Below are 18,279 nucleotides of genomic sequence, written 5' to 3'. Positions count from 1 at the left end.
GATCACCACCGTCCCGATGGCCACCCTGGCCGAGACCGACGCCGCCGTCGCGCGGGCCAAGGCCGCCTTCGAGGGCTGGCGCAAGGTCGCCCCCGCCGACCGGGCCCGGCTGCTGCGCGCCTTCGCCGCCGCCGTGGACGCCGACCGGGAGGAACTGGCCCGGCTGGAGGTGGCCAACGCCGGTCACACGGTGGGCAACGCCCGCTGGGAGGCGGGCAACGCCCGGGACGTGATCGAGTACTACGCGGCCGCCCCCGAGCGCCTGTTCGGCCGTCAGATCCCGGTGGCCGGCGGAGTGGACCTGACCTTCCAGGAGCCGCTCGGCGTGGTCGGGATCATCGTGCCGTGGAACTTCCCGATGCCGATCGCCGCCTGGGGCTTCGCCCCGGCCCTGGCGGCCGGCAACACGGTGGTCCTCAAGCCCGCCGAGCTCACCCCGCTCACCGCCCTGCGACTGGCCGAACTGGCGCTGCGGGCCGGGATCCCGGAGGGCGTGTTCCAGGTGCTGCCCGGGCGCGGTCCGGTGGTCGGCGAGCGGTTCGTCACCCATCCCGACGTGCGGAAGGTGGTCTTCACGGGTTCGACCGCGGTCGGCAAGCGGGTGGCCGCCGGGTGCGCCGAGCAGGTCAAGGCCGTGACCCTGGAGCTCGGCGGCAAGAGCGCGAACATCGTGTTCGCCGACGCCGACCTGGCGAAGGCGGCGGCCACCGCCCCGTACGCGGTCTTCGACAACGCCGGGCAGGACTGCTGCGCGCGGTCGCGGATCCTGGTGCAGGCCACCGTGCTGGACGAGTTCATGGCCGGCTTCGAGCGGGCCGTGCGCGCGGTGCGGGTCGGCGACCCGGCCGACGAGAAGAGCGAGATGGGCCCGCTGATCTCGGCCGCCCAGCGGGAGCGGGTCGCCTCCTACGTCAAGGACCCGGCCTTCACCGGGAGTTGCCCCGAGGGGCCGGGCTTCTGGTACCCGCCGACGGTGCTCGCGCCGGTGCGGCACGACGACCCGGCGTTCACCGAGGAGATCTTCGGGCCGGTGGTGACCGTGGTCCCGTTCCGCGACGAGGAGGACGCGGTGCGGATCGCCAACGCCACCGAGTACGGCCTCTCCGGCTCCATCTGGACCAGGGACGTCGGCCGCGCCCTGCGGGTCGCCCGCGCCGTCGAGGCCGGCAACCTCTCGGTCAACTCGCACTCCTCGGTGCGGTACTCGACCCCCTTCGGCGGCTTCAAGCAGTCCGGCCTCGGCCGGGAGCTCGGGCCGGACGCCCTGCACGCCTTCACCGAGACCAAGAACGTCTTCATCGCAACGGATCAGGAGTAGTCGGATGAGCAACCGTCTGGACGGCCGGGTGGCCGTCATCACCGGAGCCGGCAGCGGCATCGGCCTCGCCACCGCCCGGCGCTTCGCCGCCGAGGGAGCGAAGGTCGTCTGCGTGGACCTGGACGAGGAGAGCGGGGAGAAGGCGGCCAACGAGGTCGGCGGCCTGTTCATCCGCGCGGACGTGACGGACGAGGACGCCGTCCGCCAGATGTACCAGACCGCCGTCGACACCTACGGCAGCCTGGACATCGCCTTCAACAACGCCGGCATCTCGCCGCCGGACGACGACTCCATCCTGACCACCGGCCTGGAGGCCTGGCAGCGGGTGCAGGACGTCAACCTGAAGAGCGTCTACCTGTGCTGCAAGTACGCCATCCCGCACATGCAGCGGCAGGGCAAGGGCTCGATCATCAACACCGCCTCGTTCGTCGCGGTGATGGGCGCGGCCACCTCGCAGATCTCCTACAGCGCCTCCAAGGGCGGCGTGCTGGCGATGTCCCGCGAGCTGGGCGTGCAGTTCGCCCGCGAGGGCATCCGGATCAACGCGCTCTGCCCGGGCCCGGTCAACACGCCGCTGCTCCAGGAGCTCTTCGCCAAGGACCCGGAGCGGGCCGCCCGCCGCCTGGTGCACATCCCGCTGGGACGCTTCGCCGAGCCCTCCGAGATCGCGGCGGCGGTGGCCTTCCTGGCGAGCGACGACTCGTCGTTCATGACGGCGAACACGTTCCTGGTGGACGGCGGCATCTCCGGTGCGTACGTGACGCCTCAGTAGGGGGACGCCCCGCGGGTGGCTGACGACGGCTCAGCCGCCCGCAGGGGGTTCCAGTTCGTACCAGACGACCTTGCCGGTGTCGGTGACGCGGGTGCCCCAGCGGTGGGCGAGTTCGTTGACGAGGTACATGCCGCGGCCGCCCTCGTCGGCCTCCTCGGCGACCCGCAGGCGGGGCGGGCGGGCGTCGACGTCGGTGACCTCGACGGTCAGCAGCCGGTCGCGGAAGATCCGCATCTCGACCGGTCGGCCGGCGTGCACCAGGGCGTTGGTGATCAGTTCGCTGGTGAGCAGTTCCGCGTGGTCGGCCAGGACGTCGAGGCCCCAGGCGGCGAGCACCTCGCGGGTGAAGTGCCGGGCCCGGCCGACCACGGCGCGGTCCTCGGCCAGTGGCAGGACGGCGTAGCGGTCCGGGCCGACCGGGCGGGCCCGGGCCAGCAGGACGGCGACGTCGTCCTGGCCGGCGGGGGCCTCCAGTGCGGCGAGCAGCGCGTCGCAGGTGCGCTCCAGGCTGCCGCGGCGGCCGGTCACGGCGCGGCGCAGCAGCTCGATGCCGTGGTCGATGTCGTGGCCGCGCCGCTCCACCAGGCCGTCGGTGTAGAGCAGCAGCAGGCCGTCCTCGGGCAGGGTGAAGCTGCGGTTCTGGAACGGCACCCCGCCCACCCCCAGCGGCGCGCCGGCGGGCAGTTCGACGAGCTCGGCCTCGCCCGAGGGCGGCGCCAGCAGCGGGGGCAGGTGTCCGGCCGAGGCCGCGGTGCAGCTGCGGTCCAGCGGGTCGAACACCACGCAGACGCAGGTGGCGAACTGGCCCTCGCCGAGTGCCGAGGCGGCCTCGTCCAGGCGGCGCAGCAGCCGGGCCGGATCGAGGTTGAGGGTGGCCAGGGTCCTTGCCACGGTGCGGAGTTGTCCCATGGTGGCGGCGGCCCGGATGCCGTGGCCCATCACGTCGCCGACGATCAGCGCGACCCGGCCGCTGCCGATCGGCACCACGTCGAACCAGTCGCCGCCCACCTCGCTGACCACGCTGCTCGGTAGGTAGCGGTGGGCCAGGTCCAGCCCCAGCGAGTGGTGCACCTCCTGCGGCAGCAGGCTGCGCTGCAGCGTCAGCGCGGTCTCGCGCTCCCGCCGGTAGAGCCGGGCGTTGTCGATGCACACGGCGGCCCGGGCCGCCAACTCCTCGGCCAGCGCCACGTCGTCGGCGGTGAACGGCTCGGGGTTGACGGTCCGGATGAACTCGGCCCCGCCGAGCACCGTCCCGCGCGCGAGCAGCGGCACCATCACGTACGAGTGCACGCCCGCGGCCAGACCGGGCTCCACCCGGTCGGGTGCCGCGACGATCCGGTGCAGGGCCGCCTCGTCCACCTCGGCCACCAGGATCGAGCGGCGCGAACGCAGGCTCTCCGCATAGAGGTTGGCCGACCGGCTGGGTTCGCCGACGTCGTCGGCCGCTCCCATCAGCACCTCGGAGCCCTTCACCTCGCCGACCGCCACCGCCCGCAGCAGCGCCGGGCCCTCGTCCGGCGGGGCGGCCGGCTCCTCGCCCTCCAGGACCGACTCCAGCAGGTCCACGGTGACGAAGTCGGCGAAGCGCGGCAGCACCACCTCCACGAGCTCCTGGGCGGTGCGGGAGAGGTCGAGGGTGGTGCCGATCCGAGTGCTGGCCTCGTTGAGCAGGGCCAGCCGCTGCTGGGCGGTGTGCGCCTCCTCGAGGGCGAACTGCCGGGCCCGGGCGGCGTCCCGCTCCCGGGTGTAGAGCAGCGCGTTGTCCACCGCCACGGCCGCCCGGGCGGCCAGCTCGGCGGCCAGCGCCGCGTCCTGCGCGTCGTAGTGACGCTCCGTCACGTTCCGGTAGAAGACCGCGATCCCGACCGCCGCCCCGCGCGCGATCAACGGCACCACCATCGCCGTGTGCACCCCGTCGCCGCGCATCGCCGCGGCCTCGGCGGGCGCGTCCGCGAACCAGTGCGAGGCCCCGCCGTCCAGGGTCGGCAGCAGGACGGGACGGCGGTGCGCCAGCGCCCAGGCGTACGGCGTCGACGGGTGGTAGTGGTGCACCGCGCCGACCGGAGCCAGCGGCACCATGCCGGAGCCCGGCGCGGAGTGGAAGGCCATCCGGCGCAGCACCGCCGAGCGGTCGGCGGGGCTGGGCAGCTCGGCGGGCTGGCCCGCGGCGAGGGTGTCCAGCACCTCCACCGCCACCGTGTCGGCCAGCTCAGGGGTCGCCACCTCCGCCAACTCCTGGGCGGTGCGGGCGAGATCGAGGGTGGTGCCGATCCGGGTGCTGGCCTCGTTGAGCAGGGCCAGGCGCTGCTGGGCCCGGGCCGCCTGGGCCTCGGCCCGGAACCGCTCGGTGACGTCCACGATGGTGGAGCTCACCCCGAGCACCCCGCCCTCGGGCCGGTCCAGCCGGAAGTAGGAGGCGGACCAGGCGCGGTCGTGGCCCGGGTCGCCAGGGGTCCGGCCGTAGGAGCGGGCGTCCAGCACCGGCTCGCCGGTCGCCATCACGTGGCGCATCACCGCCTCGATCTCCTCGCCGTTGATCCCCGGCAGCACCTCGGTGACCCGGCGGCCGATCTGCTGCTCGGCGGGCAGGCCGTTGGCGCGGGCCAGCGCGTCGTTCAGCCGGACGAAGCGCAGGTCGGTGTCGTAGACCGCCATGCCGACCGGGGACTGGCTGAAGAAGCTGTCCAGCACCGCCAGGTCCGCGTGCAGCCGGTGCACCGTCGTCACGTCCGAGGCCACCGCGAGCACCAGCGGGCGGCCGTCCGGGCCGAGCACGGGGTGGGTGCGGAACTCCAGGTTCACGTGGTGGCCGTTGCGGTGCAGCACCGGGAAGACGCCGGACCAGCCCCGGCCGGTGAGGATGTGCCGGAACAGTTCGAGCACCTCGGGCCGCTGGTCCTCGGTGACCAGCAGCTGGGCCGCCCGGGCGCCGATGGCCTGCCGGGCGGGGTAGCCGAGCAGGGCCTCGGCGTCGGTGCTCCAGTGCAGGATGCGGCCGTCCTCGGCGATCAGCGCGGTCGCGATCGGGACCGTCAGGAGGCCGTCCTGCTCATCACTACGCATGTGTCGACCACCGCCCGGGGCTGGGGCTGCCGTCCTGTCATCCTCGCACGGGGTGCTGCGGGTGGCACGGCTCTGCGAGGGGCGGCGGTGGAGGGTTCCCGGCGGGCGGAGGGCCATACGGCGGGGCTCCGGGCGCGGGGGAGCGGATGGTCACGTTCCCGTAACGGCGGCGAAGCGAGGGCGACAAGCGAGGCTCCTAGGCTCGGCCGCAGCCGTCCGGTCAGGTCGAACGAGGAGGACCCTGGTGCACCGCCCGCCCGTCTGGCTCGCCCATCCGCTCCGGTGGCCCCGCGGCGGGCCGGTGCCCTGGCCGGCGGTGCTGCGCGGGGCGCTGGGCACCGGCCCCGCACTGGCGCTGGGCCTGGCGGCGGGCCGCCCGGCGGAGGCCATCGCCGCCGGGCTGGGTGCGTTCTTCGGCACGCTCAACGACCGGCCGGGCACGCGGCGGGTGGCGGCGGTACGGATCGCGCTGCCCGCGGCGGCCGGGGCGGCGGGGTTCTTCGGGGCGCTCGCCCCCGGGTGGTGGGCGCTCCCGCTGCTGACGGTGGTCGGGCTGGTCTCGGGTGCGGTCAGCGTGGCCGGGCCGGTGTGGTCCGCCGCCGCCGTGCAGCTGCTGGTCTTCACGGCGGTCGGCGCCGGGATGCCGGTCGCGGCCCCGCCGTGGGCGATGGCGGCGGCCTTCCTGGCGGGCGCGCTCTGGCAGCTGCTGCTGCGGCTGGTGGTCAGCCCCTCGGGCGCGGACGGCGAGCGCCACGCGGTGGCGGCCGTCTTCGACGCCCTGGCCGACGCCCTGGCCGCCGTCGGCACCCCGGGAGCGGAGGCCGCCCGGAGGCGGCTGACCGGCGCGCTGAACGAGGCGGACCTGGCGCTGCGCCTGCGGTGGCCCCGGGCGGGACGGGCGGACGGTCCGTCAGGGGACGACGGGCGGACGCGCACGTTCGGGGCGTCGGCGGTCGGGGCGTCGGCGTTCGGGGCGTCGGAGCCGGCCGGGGGCGGGGCGGGCGGCGGACCGTCGGGGCGTGGCATCGGTGGACCCTCGGCGGGGTCCGCTCGTCGGGCCGTGGGCGGCCACGGTGGGGAGGCGGGGCGCGGGGGCGGTGGGGCGGTGCGCCGCCTGTTCGGGCCCGCGCTGCCGCACGGCGGTGCTCCGAGGGCCGTGAGCGCAGAGGCCCGGCGGCTGTGGGAGCGGTTCGGGGCGGCGGCCGCGCTGTGCGAGGCGGGCGTGGCGCTGCTGTGGGAGGGGGAGCGGCTGCCGGAGCGGATCGTCGAGGGGCCGCGGCGGCTGGCGGAGGCGGTACGGGCGGGGGCGGAGCCCGGTGCGGTGCCGGCTCCGGTGTCGGACAGTCCGGCGAGGGCGGCGTTCGACCGGGCGGTGCTGGAGGTGACGCTGGCGTTCTCGGGGGCGGGTGACGAGCCGGTGGCCGCGCCTCCGCGGGTGCGCCCCGGAGCACTGCCGACCGGCCCGGCCGGGCGCGAGTACGGGCTGCGGGTGGCGGCCTGCGTGGCCGTCTCGACCACGCTCGCGCTGCTGCTCGGGGCCGCCTACTGGTACTGGCTGCCCGTCACCGCCGCGTTCCTGGTGAAGCCGGACATCGGGCCGCTGTTCTCGCGGGTGGTCAGCCGCTGCGCCGGGACGGCCGTCGGGGTGCTGTTCGCCGCCGTCCTGCTGCCGCACGGCACGGAGGTGGCCGCCGCGACCCTGGGCGGGGCACTGGTCCCGCTGGCGGCCCGTCACTTCGCCGCCCAGACGGCGGTGGTGACCGTCACCGTGCTCGCCTTCGTCTCGCTCGGCGGGGACACCAGCGCGGCCGGCACCCGGCTGGCGGACACGGTGCTGGCCTGCCTCGCCGTCCTGCTGGTCGGCCACCTGCCCCGGCTCAGCTCCACCCGGACCCGGGTCGGTCACCGGTACGCCGTCGCGCTGCGGCACGCCCAGTGCTACCTGGACCACGTGCTCGCCCCCGAGCGGTCCGTCCGCGCGGAGCGGGACGCCCTGCGCCGCACCGCCTACCGGGCGCTGGCAGAGGCGCGGGCCGCCGCCGAGACCGCCGCCGCCGAGCTGCGGGCGGACCGCGACTGGCTGCCGGTCGGTGCCGGGGCGGAGCGGATCGTCGACGCGACCACCGCCTGCGCCGTCCGGCTCGACCACGGCCGCCCGTACCCGCCGGAGCCGGCCGCCCGGCGGATCGTCGCTGAACTGGCCTCCCTGGCCGGGGAGTTGGACGGCGGAAGGGTGTCGGTCGGCCCGGCGGAGGGTATCGCTCCGGCCGACTGCCGCACGCTGGCCGAGATCCACGGCGAGCTCCGCCGGATCCGGACGCTGACCTCCGCTCGGTAAACTGCCCCGAACCCTCGCGCAGGTGGTCAGTGGCGACCGCCCCACGTCACCCCACCCCTGGAGTTGGTCCCGTCATGCCGCTGGCGCTCGTCGCCCTCGCCCTCACCGCCTTCGCGATCGGCACCACCGAGTTCGCCGCGATGGGCCTGCTCCCGCAGGTCGCCGACGACCTCGGCGTCCCGGTGCCGCAGGCCGGCTGGTTGATCTCGATGTACGCGATCGGGGTGGTCATCGGGGCCCCGCTGCTCACCGCGCTCTGCGCGAAGCTGCCCCGCAAGGCCGTGCTGATCGGCCTGTCCGCGCTGTTCACGGTCGGGAACCTGCTCTGCGCGCTGGCGCCGAACTTCGCCCTACTGGCCGGGGCCCGGCTGATCACCGGGCTGCCGCACGGCGCCTTCTTCGGGGCCGGTGCGGTGGCCGCCGCCGAGCTGGCGGCGCCGCACCTGCGGGCCCGGGCGGTCTCGGTGATGTTCTCCGGGCTGACCGTGGCCACCATCCTCGGCGTGCCGGCCGCCACCCTGCTGGGCCAGCACCTCGGATGGCGCTCGGCGATGCTCGTGGTGGTCGGCGCCGGCGCGGTCGGCACGCTCGCCCTGGCCCGGCTGCTGCCCGAACTGCCCAGCCGCCCCGGCGCCGGCCTGCGCACTGAGCTGGCCACCTTCCGCAGCGGCCAGCTCTGGCTGGCCCTCGGCACGGTGGTGACCGGCTGCGCCGGGCTTTTCGCCTGCTACACCTACATCACCCCGGTGCTCACCGAGGTGGCCGGCTTCTCCGGACAGGGCGTCACGGTCGTGCTCGCCCTGTTCGGCGTCGGGATGACGCTCGGGAACCTGATCGGCGGCTACGCGGCGGACCGCGCGCTGCGGCCCTCGATCAGCGCCGCCTTCCTGCTGATGGCCCTGGCGCTGGCCCTGTTCGCGGTGACCGCGGGCACCCCGTGGGCGGCGGCGCTCACCGTGGTGCTGATCGGCCTGTTCGGCTTCGCCACGGTGCCCACGGTGCAGACCCTGGTGATGCAGAAGGCGCGGACCGCGCCGACCCTGGCCTTGGCCACCGTGCAGGGCGCCTTCAACCTCGCCAACGCGCAGGGCGCCTACCTCGGCAGCCTGGCCCTGTCGGCCGGGCTCGGCTGGACCTCGCCCACCCTGGTCGGCTCCGGGCTGGCCCTCACCGGCTGCCTGGTGGCGACCGTGGCCTGGGCCCTGGACCGCCCCTCCCGGCGGCCCGCTCCGGTCGAGCCCGCCGCGAGCCCGGCCGTGGAGCCGGTCGGCTGACCCACCGTCAGGAGGGCCGGTCGGGCGCGGCGGGCATCCTTCCCCGGTGGCGCGGGCCCGCAGGGCGCGGACCTCGTGGGGGTTGCCGCAGTGCTCGATGGAGCACCAACGGCGGGCCGGGCGGCGGCGCTGCGCGAGCGCAGCGTCAGGCCTCTGGTTGCGGACGGATCCATCTCACCCATACAAGTGGTCACATGGCTCTGAACTGGAAACTCGTCATCGACTGCGCAGACCCCTCGGCCCTGGCGGACTTCTGGGCCGCCGCCCTGGAGTACGAGGTGGAGGACCCGAGCCCGCTGATCGACCAGCTGCTCGCCGCGGGCCACCTGCCCGAGGCGGCCGTCACCGAGCACCGCGGCCGCAAGGTCTTCCGCGGCTACGGCGCCGTCCGCCACCCCGAGGACCCCTACGACCCGGCGAGCGGGGTCGGCAAGGGCCGCCGCCTGCTCTTCCAGCAGGTCCCCGAGCCCAAGACCGTCAAGAACCGCCTGCACATCGACCTGCACGCCGGGCCGGAGGGCCTGGCCGGACTGGTCGCCCGGCTGGAGGGGCTCGGCGCGGTCAAGGTCCAGGAGGTGGACAAGGGCCCGGCCGGGCACTGGTGGGTGATGCGCGATCCCGAGGGCAACGAGTTCTGCGCGGCCTGACCGGCGGACCGGTGCGCCCACAACCCTTTCGCCTGACGGAACGTCTACAGTGTTGGCGGTCAGGGCGGCTTGAGGGGTGGGCGTGGCGGAGCGACCGGAGTCCGACGAGGTGGCACAGCGGGCGGCGGCCGGGGTGAACCGGGTGGACGGCGGCCGGGTGGACGGTCACCTCATCCAGGCCCAGGTGATCGAGCACCTGACGGTCAGCGGCCCGCAGCGGCCGGTGCCCGGCCAACTCCCGCTCACCAAGGGCAGGTTCTTCGACCGTCAGGCCGAACAGGCCGGTTGCACCGCGGAGCTCGGCCGCCCCCGCACCGGGCGCCCGGCGGTGCTGGTGCTCAGCGGCGTCGGCGGCGTGGGCAAGAGCGAGCTCGGGGCCCACTGGGGCCACCGGATGCGCGAGCGCTTCCCCGACGGCCAGCTCTACGCCGACCTCGGCCGGCTGCGCCAGGACGGCGCGGTGGACTTCGCCGCCGTGCTCGGCGGCTGGCTGGAGTCGCTCGGCGTGGACGCCGGCTGGCTGCCGCCCACCCTGGCGGAGCGTCAGGCGCTGTTCCGCTCCCGGACCACCGGCAGCCGGGTGCTGGTGCTGCTGGACGACGTGCACGACGAGGCCGAACTCGCCCTGCTGCTCCCGGCCGGGGAGCAGAGCGCGGCCGTGGTCACCAGCCAGGCCCGGCTGCCGGAGGCCGAGCAGAACGGCGCCCTCGCCGTCCCGCTCGGCATGCTCCCGCCGGGAGACGCCCGCCGCATGCTGGCCGAGCTGATCGGCCCCGAGCGGGCGGCCGCCGAAGAGGCGGCGGTGGCCGAACTCGCCGAGCTGTGCGGCGGGTTGCCGATCGCGCTGCGGGCGGCCGGCGGGCAGCTGCGCCGGATGCGGCGGGCCCGGGTGGCCGACCTGGTCGACCGGCTGAGAGCGGCCGAGGCGGCGGCGCGGACCGACGGTGGGGCGGGTACGGGTGGCGGGGTGATCGGAGGCACGGGCGTGGAGGCACTCTGGGACGCGAGCTACCAGGCCCTGCCCGAGGACGCCGCCCTGCTCTACCGCTCGCTCGCCGACCACCCGGGCGGCGGGTTCGCCTCCGGGGCGGCCGCGGCCGCCGCCGACCTGGACGCCTGGGCCGCCGAGGCCGGGCTCGCCGAGCTGGTGGACGCCGGGCTGCTCGAGGAGGACGCCGCCACCGGGCGGTTCGGCTACCACCGCCTGCTGCGCGAGCACGCCGCCCGCCGGGCCCGGGCCGCCGACCCGAGCGGCATCGGCCGCTCGGCGATCTGGCAGCGCACCGTCCACTGGTACGCCCGCCAGGCTGAACGCGCCGACCGTGCGATCGGCGAACGGCTGCGCTACCTCGCACCGCTGCCCCAAGGCCCCGGGCCCGACGTGGAGTTCGCCGACGACACGGCCGCCCTCCGGTGGTTCCGCGCCCAGCGGCACAACCTGCTGGCCTGCCTCCACACGGCCGCAGCCCTGGGCGACGACCCGATGGTCTGCCGGCTGGCCGAACCGCTCTGGAAGCTGGTCGAGGACCAGCGGCCGTACGACTACTGGATCGAGGCCTACACCCTCGCCGTCGCCTCCGCCGAACGCGAGGAGGAGCTGCTGCTCCTGGCCCGCTACCGGGCCCAACTCGCCCGGGCCCACTGGGAGCTGCGCGACTTCGACGCCGCCCACGCCCAGTTGCGCCCGGCCCTGGCCGCCACCCGGCTGGCCGGGGACCGGCGGGCCACCGCCATGGTGCTGGAGTTCTCCGGCAAGGCCTGGTTGGCCGAGGGGCGGCTGAACGAGGCCCAGGCCGCCTTCGAGGAGTCGCTCCAGATCAACGAGAACCTCCGTCAGGTCCGCGGCACCCGGCTCCAACTCCACCACCTCGGGCAGGTGTTGGACCGGCGCGGGCAGTGGGACGCGGCCGCGGAGGTGCTGCTGCGCGCGTACCGGCTCGGGGACGGCGCGGACCGCCGCACCACCGCCCGGATCGCCACCAGCCTCGGCGGGGTGCAGCTGCGGCTGGGGCGGCTCCAGCAGGCCACCGAACTGCTGGAGCAGGCCCTGCACGTCTTCACCGAACGGGACACCCCGGTCGACCGGGCGCCCGTGCTGGAACTGCTCGCCGAGACCGCACTGGCGGCCGGTGACCGGGCGGCCGCCCACCGGCACCTGGACGCCGCCTGGCGGATCCACCAGGCCACCGGCAGCCCCCGGGCCGCCGAACTCGGCGCCAAGGTCGAGGAGTTGGAGGCTTCCTCGGAGCCGGAGTGCTCCGAGGGCTGAACCCCTGACCCGCCACGCGCGCCGAGCCGCGGGTTCAGCGGAAGGCGGCGGCGTGGCGCCGGGCCCAGTCGGCGAAGGAGTGCGGGGCCCGGCCGAGCACCGTCTCCACGTCGGGGCTCAACCGCAGCTCCTCGGCGTTCGGCTCGCCGAGGATGTCGAGGGTGCCCTCCGCCACCACCTCCGGGAGGAAGCGGGTGAGGTGCCCGCGGGCCTCGGCCCGGCTCAGCTCCACGAACCGGACCGGCTCGCCGACCGCCGCGCCGAGCGCCTCGGCCTGCTCACGGGGCGAAACCCGCGCGGGGCCGGTCAGTTGGTAGGTCCGTCCGGCGTGGGCGCCCGTCCGGTCGCGGAGCGCCGCGGCCGCCACGGCGGCGATGTCCGCCGGGTCCACCAGCGGCAGGCCCACCTCGCCGAAGGGCGCCGCCACCGTCCGGTGGGCCTTCACCGACTCCAGCCAGAGGTAGGCGTTGGAGGCGAATCCGCCGGGGCGCAGCACGGTCCACTCCAGGCCCGAACCGCGCAACGCCGCCTCGAAGGCCCGCAGGCCGTCGTGCGAAGCCAGCCCGGGACGGGTACCCGCCGCCTGCGAGGACTGGAGTACCACCCGCCGCACCCCCGCCGCCTTCACCACCCCGAGCACCGCCTCCGGATCGAGCTCGGCGCCCGATCCCGCGATCAGCAGGTACAGCGCCTCCGCCCCCGCCAACACCGTCTCCAGGGACGCCGGTTCGGCCAGATCGGCCACCCGGTGCAACACCCCCACCGGGAGCCCCTCCGCCGCGTTCCGGGACACCGCCGTCACCCGCTCCCCGGCCTCGGCCAGGGCCTGCACCAGCGGCCGGCCGACGTTCCCGGTGGCTCCGGTCACCACGATCATCTTCTGCTCCACTCTCTTCACGGCCCGGTGCTTCCGGGGGCGATGAGCTCAGCCTTCCGCTCAAAGTGGCCACCTTCTGGCCAGTTTGACGAGCCGCCGGAAAACCGGTCGGAGTGGGGCGCGCGGAGCCAGCAGAATGGCGGTCCATGAGAGCCGATCGACTGGTCGCCACCCTGCTGCTGCTCCAGCGGCGGGGCCGCGTCACCGTGGCCGAGGTGGCCGCCGAGCTGGAGACCTCCGAACGGACCGCACGGCGTGACCTGGAGGCGCTGGCCGCCTCCGGCGTGCCGCTGTACTCCCAGCGCGGCCGGGGCGGCGGTTGGAACCTGGTCGGCGGGGCCCGCACCACGCTCAACGGCCTGACCACGGACGAGATCCGCTCGCTCTTCCTCACGGCCGGGCCCGCCGCCTCCTCGCCCGAGGCCCGCACCCTGCTGCGCAAGCTGGTCCAGGCCCTGCCCGCGCCCCAGCGGGCCGGGGCCGAGGCGGCCGCCCGCGGCGGTGTGGCCGACCCGACCGACTGGTCCCGGGCGCCCGTCACCGCCGCCGAACCGCACCTGGAGGTGCTCCAGCGGGCCGTGGTGGAGGGCGAACAGGTCCGGCTCGGCTACGCCACCCCAGGGCGGCCCGAGCGGGAGCGCACCGTCCACCCGCTCGGCCTGGCCACCAAGGCGGGTGTCGGCTACCTCGTCGCGGCCACCGAGGCGGGCCTGCGCTCCTACCGCCTCAGCCGCGTCACCGGGGCCACTCCGACCGGCCTGCCCGTCGACCGTCCGGAGGGCTTCGATCTGGCCGCCGTCTGGCGGGAGTTGGCCGCGGGGATGGAGGAGCGCCTGCACGCCGCCACCGTGCTGGTGCGGGTCGAGCCCGGCACCGAGGCCCTGCTGCACCGCCTGAGCTCCGGCCGGGTCCGGCCGCTGCGCGAACTCCCGGACGGGCGGCGGGAGCTGGAGGTCGACGGCCCGGCGCCCGAGGTCATCGCGGCCCGGCTCGCCGGGCTCGGGGCGCGGATCGAGATCCTGGAACCGCCGGAGGCCAGGGCCGAACTGGCCCGGATCGGGGCGGAGCTGACCGCCCGATACGGTGAGGACGCATGAGGACGAGTGGTGGGGGAGTGCAGTGGTCGAGGTGGACCGGCGCGGGGCGTTCGGCGTGAACTCCGTGGGCCTGGCGGGGGCGGCGTTCCCGCTGGCCTTCAGCGTCCGGGAGGACGAGGGGATCCGGACGGTCTCGGCCGCCGCCGCGCAGGGCAGCGAGCTCCTGGACCTGCTGCTGGGGTCCGCGCGGGAGGAGGTGGTGGTGGCCGGCCTGGCGACCAACAGCTTCCTGGACGAGGACTACCGGTCCTGGAGCCCCGGGGAGATCGCTGCGGACCAGGGCGCCGCCTGCCGGGTCCACCCGATCGGTGACTGGGCCGGTGGCTCGCTCGACCTGAGCGAGGAGCTGCTGGTGCTGGAGCGGGACGTCATGCCCCGTTTCCTGGACGGCAGTTGGTCACCCTACGAGCTGACCCTGGTGGACGTGGAGCCGGGCCGGACCGCGGAGCAGCTGGACGAGCTCGCGCTGGTGATCGGCACGGCCCGGGCCGGTGAGCTGGTGCTCACGCGCCTGCCGGGCTCGCGCTTCTACTTCTCCGGGCACGACGACTGCTACGTGCACCTGGAGACCAGGGACGCGGAGCTCCCGGTCCGGCTGTTCGCTCGGCTGCTGGCGCTGATGGCCGGCTCGGCCCTGCACGGCGTGCGGGGGACGCCGCCCGGCGCCGACGGACAGACCCTGGCGGTTCCGGAGCCCGACGGGGCGCTGGTGGAGCGGCTGATCGCCCGGAGCCCGCACTGGATCGGCGTCGTGGCGGAGACGTCCGAGGCCGGGGTGGGCATCGCGCTGGGCGTGCTGGAGCGGCCCTGGCGGCTGGGGGAGTGGCCGGAGCGGACCGACCGCACGGCCGTGCTCGACCTGGGCACGGGGACCTGGCGGATGGCCGACGGGGAGTCAGCCGGCCGAGGGTGACGCCGGTTCGACGGTGGCGGTGTGGCGGTGTCCGCCGATCTCGATGCGGACGGCGCCGGGCACGGGCTCGCCCAGGGACAGCAGGTGGTGCAGGGCGGAGGCGGCGAGCAGCGGGTCGGCGTCGGCGGGCAGGGTGGTGGTGAGCAGCTCGCCGGTGCGTAGCCGCAGCAGGCAGCGGTGCCGGTCCAGGACGACGGCCGCGATCCGGCAGGCGGGGTGGCGGGCGAGGGTGCGGTCGAGCCAGTCGGTGCCGAGGGTGGGCTCGTGGGTGGAGAGGACGGTCGCGCTCTGGGCCAGACGCCCGGCCTCGGGCGAGAGCTCGGCCAGCCGGTGGCGGTGGGCCGACTCGTCGTGGGGGTGGAGCTCGGACAGCCGGGAGGGGCAGCGCTCCAACCGGACCAGGGCGGGCTTGCCCTCCGTCGCGGGCTCCACCAGGGCGGTGTGAACGGTGAGTTGGCGGACGGGCGCGGTGTCGAGCCGGGGGAGCGGGACCGGCTCCGCGATCGGGGCGGTGGCGGGCGGGGTGAGGCCGAGGTGGCGGTGCACCAGCTCGGCGAGCAGGGCGAGCGAGGAGCCTTCGGCGGCGAACGCGCCCGGCGGCAGCACGGCCGGGGCGAGGTCACCGGAGAGCTGCGGGAGGAGTGGCGCGGTGAGGTCCAACCGGGGTGCGGTGGCCATGAGTTCGGCCATCGGTGAGTCCGGGTCGAGCTCGTCGTGGCCGGTGCCGTCCGTGCCGCCTGTGCCCTCCGTGCCCTCCGTGCTGGCGGTGCCGACCGAGCCGTCGGTGGCGAACAGGACCGGCAGCCCGGCTGCCGCCGCGTAGAGCGCCACCGAACCGTGGTCCCCGATCAGCACCCCGGCGGCAGCCAGCGCCGCTCGCCACCCCTCCTGCGGCGGCACGCAGATCAGCCCGGCGGCGCGGGCGCTCGTCTGCCGCAGGCGGAGGGCGAAGGCGCCGTGCTCGGCCCACTCGTTCGGGTGCAGCACCAGGGCAACCCGGTACTCGTCCACCGGCAGCTCGGCCAGCAGACGGGTGAGCAGCTCGGGGTGACGGTGGCTCAGCGAGGCGCGGCCCCAGGTGGAGGAGACCACGACCAGCTGCTGTCCCGCCCGCAGCCCGAAGGCGCGGCGGTACTCGTCCCGCCACTCCAGACTGGCCCGGAGACGGTCGTGGCAAGGGTCCCCGACCACGGTGGCCCGTTCGGCGGCGGGTGGGCAGGCCCGGGTCAGCCTGGTCAGCTGGGCGGGGTGGGCGAGGCCGATGGCGGCCGGGACCACCTCGCCGTCGTGGAGCAGCTGTTCGGGGGAGAGGCCGGAGGGTGCGGCGTCGCCGGCGCCGCCGAGGCGCTTGTTGAAGCCGGCGCCGTGCGGGACGAGGAGGAGCGGGGAGCGGAGACGGTACAGCTCACCGTTGGCGCTGGCGCCGATCGCCAGGCCGTAGCGGCGGTCGACGGCGTCCCGCCAGGGGGTGACCCGGATGTGGTGACGCTCCAGCAGTTCGGGGAGGCCGTCGTCGTAGGCGGAGCCGGGTGCGATCGTCCAGTGGAGGCGGACGCGGTGGTCGTCGGCGAAGAGCGGGACGACGTCGAGCAGGCGGTTCAGGGTCGTCGCGGTGCGGATGACCAGGAGCACGCTCGGCCCGCCGGCCGACTCCGCCACCGCATCCCCCGTAGCCCGTGCTTCACCCCGTGCCGCGCCCCCGTTCACGCCGCCACCCGCGAGACGCGCCGGCTCCCGGCTCCCGGCTCCCGGCTCCCGGCTCCCGGCTCCCGGCTCCCGGCTCCCGGCTCCCGGCTCCCGGCTCCCGGCATGATACCGCTCCGATCGTCAAAACCGCAGGTCAAGGGCGTTGTGGGCGCCGACCGGCCGGCGGGGCCGGTCGGCAGGGCGTGACCCCGAGACGATACCCCGTGGTCAGCTCCCGTTCCGGCTCCACTGGTGGACGACCTCCGGATAGCGCCCCGACGGCGCATCGAGCAGACCGCCGCCCGGCCGCTGGAGCAGGAAGCGCTCGAAGAAGGCCGCGACGTACGCGCGGACCACCTCGGTGCCCCGCCGCGCCGCGACGGTGCCGAGGAAGGTGCCGTAGGTCGCGGGGTCCCAGACCTGGTCCAGCCGCCCCGGCCCGGCCAGGTGCGGGATGTCGGTGGCGGTCAGGTGTCCGGATCCGGTGATCCTCAGTTGGCGGCCCCAGGCGTGGTGGTGTTCCCGGAAGAGGCGCCAGGTGTCGTGGTCCTCCAGGGAGTTGAGGAGGAGGAAGGGCCGGTCGAGGCCGGTCCGGGGGACGGTCGAGCCGAAGAGTCCGCCGTCCAGGTCGAGTCCGGCCGCGAAGCGGCGGTCCTGCCGCATCGCCTCGGCGGCGGCCGCCCCGCCCAGGGAGTGGCCGAGCACGCCGACCGGCCGTCCGGCCGTCCCGGGCAGCAGCCGGGCCAGCCGCTCCGCGACGAAGCGCAGGTCGGCCGCCCGGGCCGCGACCTCCTTGCGGTCCTGGGCGTCCCAGTCCTCCGGTTCGGCCGGGAGGTTGCAGGCCACCAGCCGGCCGCCCGGGAACTCCACCGCCGCCGCGTCGTAGGTGTGGTCCACCGCGGCCACCACGAAGCCGCGCGAGGCCAGTTCCTCGGCCAGTGCGGTGGCCCCGGCCCGGATGCCGGTCCGCCCGGGGCTGAAGAGCACCAGCGGGCCGCCGCCCGGCACCCCGCCCGGTGCTCCGGTGACGGCGTGGCCGCGCAGGCGGCCGACCAGACCGGCGGGCAGTCCGAGCCCGGCCTCGACCGCCGCCGCCACCCGGGGCGAGGTGTACACGGCCGCCGGGCCGCCGTCCACCGGCCGTGCCGGGTACCAGAGTTGGACCATCAGCTCGCGCGGCGCGGGCACCGGCGCGAACGGGTCCTGACGCTGACGGTCGATCAGATGGACCGCGCGGGTGGCGACTTGCCGGTGCCCGGTCGGCGCGGGGAGCCGCACGGTGCTCGGGGCGGCCGCGTGCGCGGCGGGGGCGGCGAGCAGCGCGGCCGCGCCGCCTCCCGCGATGGTCAGGACGGTGCGACGGGCTATCACGACTGCCTCCGTGGGGGTGGGAGTTCAGCGAACGGCACGGCGCGCACGAGGAATTGGTCTGTACCTCTGCGCCGATGCCCGCACTGTAGCGAACCGCCGCCGCACGTGCCGAGGGCCCGGGCGGTGGTGGCACCGCGCCGGGCCCTCCGGAGGCTGGGGCTCTGGGGATCAGTCCAGGTAGTCGCGCAGGACCTGCGAACGCGACGGGTGGCGCAGCTTGGACATGGTCTTGGACTCGATCTGGCGGATGCGCTCGCGCGTCACGCCGTAGACCTTGCCGATCTCGTCCAGGGTCTTCGGCTGGCCGTCGGTGAGGCCGAAGCGCATCGAGACCACACCCGCCTCGCGCTCCGCCAGGGTGTCGAGCACCGAGTGCAGCTGCTCCTGGAGGAGGGTGAAGGAGACCGCGTCGGCCGGGACGACCGCCTCGGAGTCCTCGATCAGGTCACCGAACTCGCTGTCGCCCTCGTCGCCGAGCGGGGTGTGCAGGGAGATCGGTTCGCGGCCGTACTTCTGGACCTCGACCACCTTCTCCGGGGTCATGTCCAGCTCCCGGCCGAGCTCCTCCGGGGTGGGCTCGCGGCCCAGGTCCTGGAGCATCTGGCGCTGGACGCGGGCCAGCTTGTTGATGACCTCGACCATGTGCACCGGGAT

13 protein-coding genes and 1 pseudogene are annotated in these 18,279 nt (G+C 75.6%); 8 read left to right on the top strand and 6 right to left on the bottom strand.

Going from position 1 to position 18,279, the window contains the following annotated elements; genetic code table 11:
• Nucleotides 1–16: 16 nt before the first annotated feature.
• Both ACWEPF_RS23730 and ACWEPF_RS23725 read left to right on the top strand, forming a co-directional pair.
• Nucleotides 17–1,318, top strand: a complete 1,302-nt coding sequence (locus ACWEPF_RS23730) for an aldehyde dehydrogenase family protein (protein ID WP_345283599.1) — start codon at nt 17–19, stop codon at nt 1,316–1,318.
• Nucleotides 1,319–1,322: 4 nt separating this feature from the next.
• Nucleotides 1,323–2,090 carry a 3-oxoacyl-ACP reductase gene (locus ACWEPF_RS23725; RefSeq protein ID WP_449795261.1) on the top strand — a complete coding sequence of 256 codons (768 nt, stop codon included), beginning with the start codon at nt 1,323–1,325 and terminating at the stop codon, nt 2,088–2,090.
• Between the two features lie 30 nt (nt 2,091–2,120).
• Here ACWEPF_RS23725 and ACWEPF_RS23720 read toward each other — a convergent pair whose 3' ends face one another.
• Entirely contained in the window at nt 2,121–5,153 is a 3,033-nt protein-coding gene (locus ACWEPF_RS23720) for a SpoIIE family protein phosphatase (RefSeq protein ID WP_452174050.1), read from the bottom strand.
• Between the two features lie 244 nt (nt 5,154–5,397).
• On the opposite strand from ACWEPF_RS23720, the gene ACWEPF_RS23715 reads away from it, so the two are divergent.
• Together ACWEPF_RS23715 and ACWEPF_RS23710 are read left to right on the top strand one after the other, a co-directional pair.
• Nucleotides 5,398–7,491, top strand: coding sequence for an FUSC family protein (locus tag ACWEPF_RS23715; protein WP_452174049.1), 2,094 nt, complete (start codon nt 5,398–5,400; stop codon nt 7,489–7,491).
• Nucleotides 7,492–7,565: 74 nt separating this feature from the next.
• Nucleotides 7,566–8,765: an MFS transporter gene (locus tag ACWEPF_RS23710; RefSeq protein WP_452174048.1), complete on the top strand. Its 1,200-nt coding sequence runs from the start codon at nt 7,566–7,568 to the stop codon at nt 8,763–8,765.
• Nucleotides 8,766–8,825: 60 nt separating this feature from the next.
• Here the strand turns inward: ACWEPF_RS23710 and ACWEPF_RS23705 are convergent.
• Nucleotides 8,826–8,882, bottom strand: a pseudogene (locus ACWEPF_RS23705) (CGNR zinc finger domain-containing protein); the annotation flags it as partial.
• A 77-nt stretch (nt 8,883–8,959) separates the two neighbouring features.
• Here ACWEPF_RS23705 and ACWEPF_RS23700 point away from each other — a divergent pair.
• Together ACWEPF_RS23700 and ACWEPF_RS23695 are read left to right on the top strand one after the other, a co-directional pair.
• Nucleotides 8,960–9,412 (top strand): VOC family protein, encoded by a 453-nt coding sequence (locus tag ACWEPF_RS23700; protein WP_449795265.1) that lies wholly within the window; start codon nt 8,960–8,962, stop codon nt 9,410–9,412.
• A gap of 82 nt (nt 9,413–9,494) precedes the next feature.
• Nucleotides 9,495–11,681: an NB-ARC domain-containing protein gene (locus tag ACWEPF_RS23695; RefSeq protein WP_452174047.1), complete on the top strand. Its 2,187-nt coding sequence runs from the start codon at nt 9,495–9,497 to the stop codon at nt 11,679–11,681.
• 34 nt (nt 11,682–11,715) lie between these two features.
• Here the strand turns inward: ACWEPF_RS23695 and ACWEPF_RS23690 are convergent, their stop codons facing one another.
• The gene (locus ACWEPF_RS23690) at nt 11,716–12,558 is read right to left on the bottom strand and encodes an NAD(P)H-binding protein (protein ID WP_452174092.1); all 843 of its coding nucleotides are present in this window, start codon (nt 12,556–12,558) and stop codon (nt 11,716–11,718) included.
• Between the two features lie 146 nt (nt 12,559–12,704).
• Here ACWEPF_RS23690 and ACWEPF_RS23685 point away from each other — a divergent pair, with 146 nt between their 5' ends.
• On the top strand, nt 12,705–13,655 hold the full coding sequence (locus tag ACWEPF_RS23685) for a helix-turn-helix transcriptional regulator (protein WP_452174046.1): 951 nt from the start codon (nt 12,705–12,707) through the stop codon (nt 13,653–13,655).
• On the top strand, nt 13,642–14,568 hold the full coding sequence (locus ACWEPF_RS23680) for a hypothetical protein (RefSeq protein ID WP_452174045.1): 927 nt from the start codon (nt 13,642–13,644) through the stop codon (nt 14,566–14,568). The genes ACWEPF_RS23685 and ACWEPF_RS23680 overlap by 14 nt, the downstream gene beginning before the upstream one ends.
• Here the strand turns inward: ACWEPF_RS23680 and ACWEPF_RS23675 are convergent.
• The 3 genes from ACWEPF_RS23675 to ACWEPF_RS23665 all read right to left on the bottom strand — a co-directional run.
• A complete protein-coding gene (locus tag ACWEPF_RS23675) occupies nt 14,551–16,227 on the bottom strand; it encodes a translation initiation factor 2 (RefSeq protein WP_452174044.1) in 1,677 nt (558 codons plus the stop codon). The genes ACWEPF_RS23680 and ACWEPF_RS23675 overlap by 18 nt on opposite strands.
• Nucleotides 16,228–16,482: 255 nt before the next feature.
• On the bottom strand, nt 16,483–17,625 hold the full coding sequence (locus ACWEPF_RS23670; protein WP_452174043.1) for an alpha/beta hydrolase: 1,143 nt from the start codon (nt 17,623–17,625) through the stop codon (nt 16,483–16,485).
• A gap of 168 nt (nt 17,626–17,793) precedes the next feature.
• A partial coding sequence (locus ACWEPF_RS23665) for a sigma-70 domain-containing protein (RefSeq protein ID WP_452174042.1) occupies nt 17,794–18,279 on the bottom strand: 486 nt, incomplete at its 5' end.

Source organism: Kitasatospora sp. NPDC004289 (assembly GCF_053602875.1).
The sequence above is the reverse complement of the archived record's forward strand: the minus strand, read 5'-3'. Positions and strand labels throughout refer to the sequence as shown.

What these genes read in the sequence shown, in the direction of transcription:
- ACWEPF_RS23730 (WP_345283599.1), top strand. Translation starts at nt 17, where the DNA reads ATGGCCACCCTGGCCGAGACCGACGCCGCCGTCGCGCGGGCCAAGGCC.
- ACWEPF_RS23725 (WP_449795261.1), top strand. Translation starts at nt 1,323, where the DNA reads ATGAGCAACCGTCTGGACGGCCGGGTGGCCGTCATCACCGGAGCCGGC.
- ACWEPF_RS23720 (WP_452174050.1), bottom strand. Translation starts at nt 5,153, where the DNA reads ATGCGTAGTGATGAGCAGGACGGCCTCCTGACGGTCCCGATCGCGACC.
- ACWEPF_RS23710 (WP_452174048.1), top strand. Translation starts at nt 7,566, where the DNA reads ATGCCGCTGGCGCTCGTCGCCCTCGCCCTCACCGCCTTCGCGATCGGC.
- ACWEPF_RS23700 (WP_449795265.1), top strand. Translation starts at nt 8,960, where the DNA reads ATGGCTCTGAACTGGAAACTCGTCATCGACTGCGCAGACCCCTCGGCC.
- ACWEPF_RS23690 (WP_452174092.1), bottom strand. Translation starts at nt 12,558, where the DNA reads ATGATCGTGGTGACCGGAGCCACCGGGAACGTCGGCCGGCCGCTGGTG.
- ACWEPF_RS23685 (WP_452174046.1), top strand. Translation starts at nt 12,705, where the DNA reads ATGAGAGCCGATCGACTGGTCGCCACCCTGCTGCTGCTCCAGCGGCGG.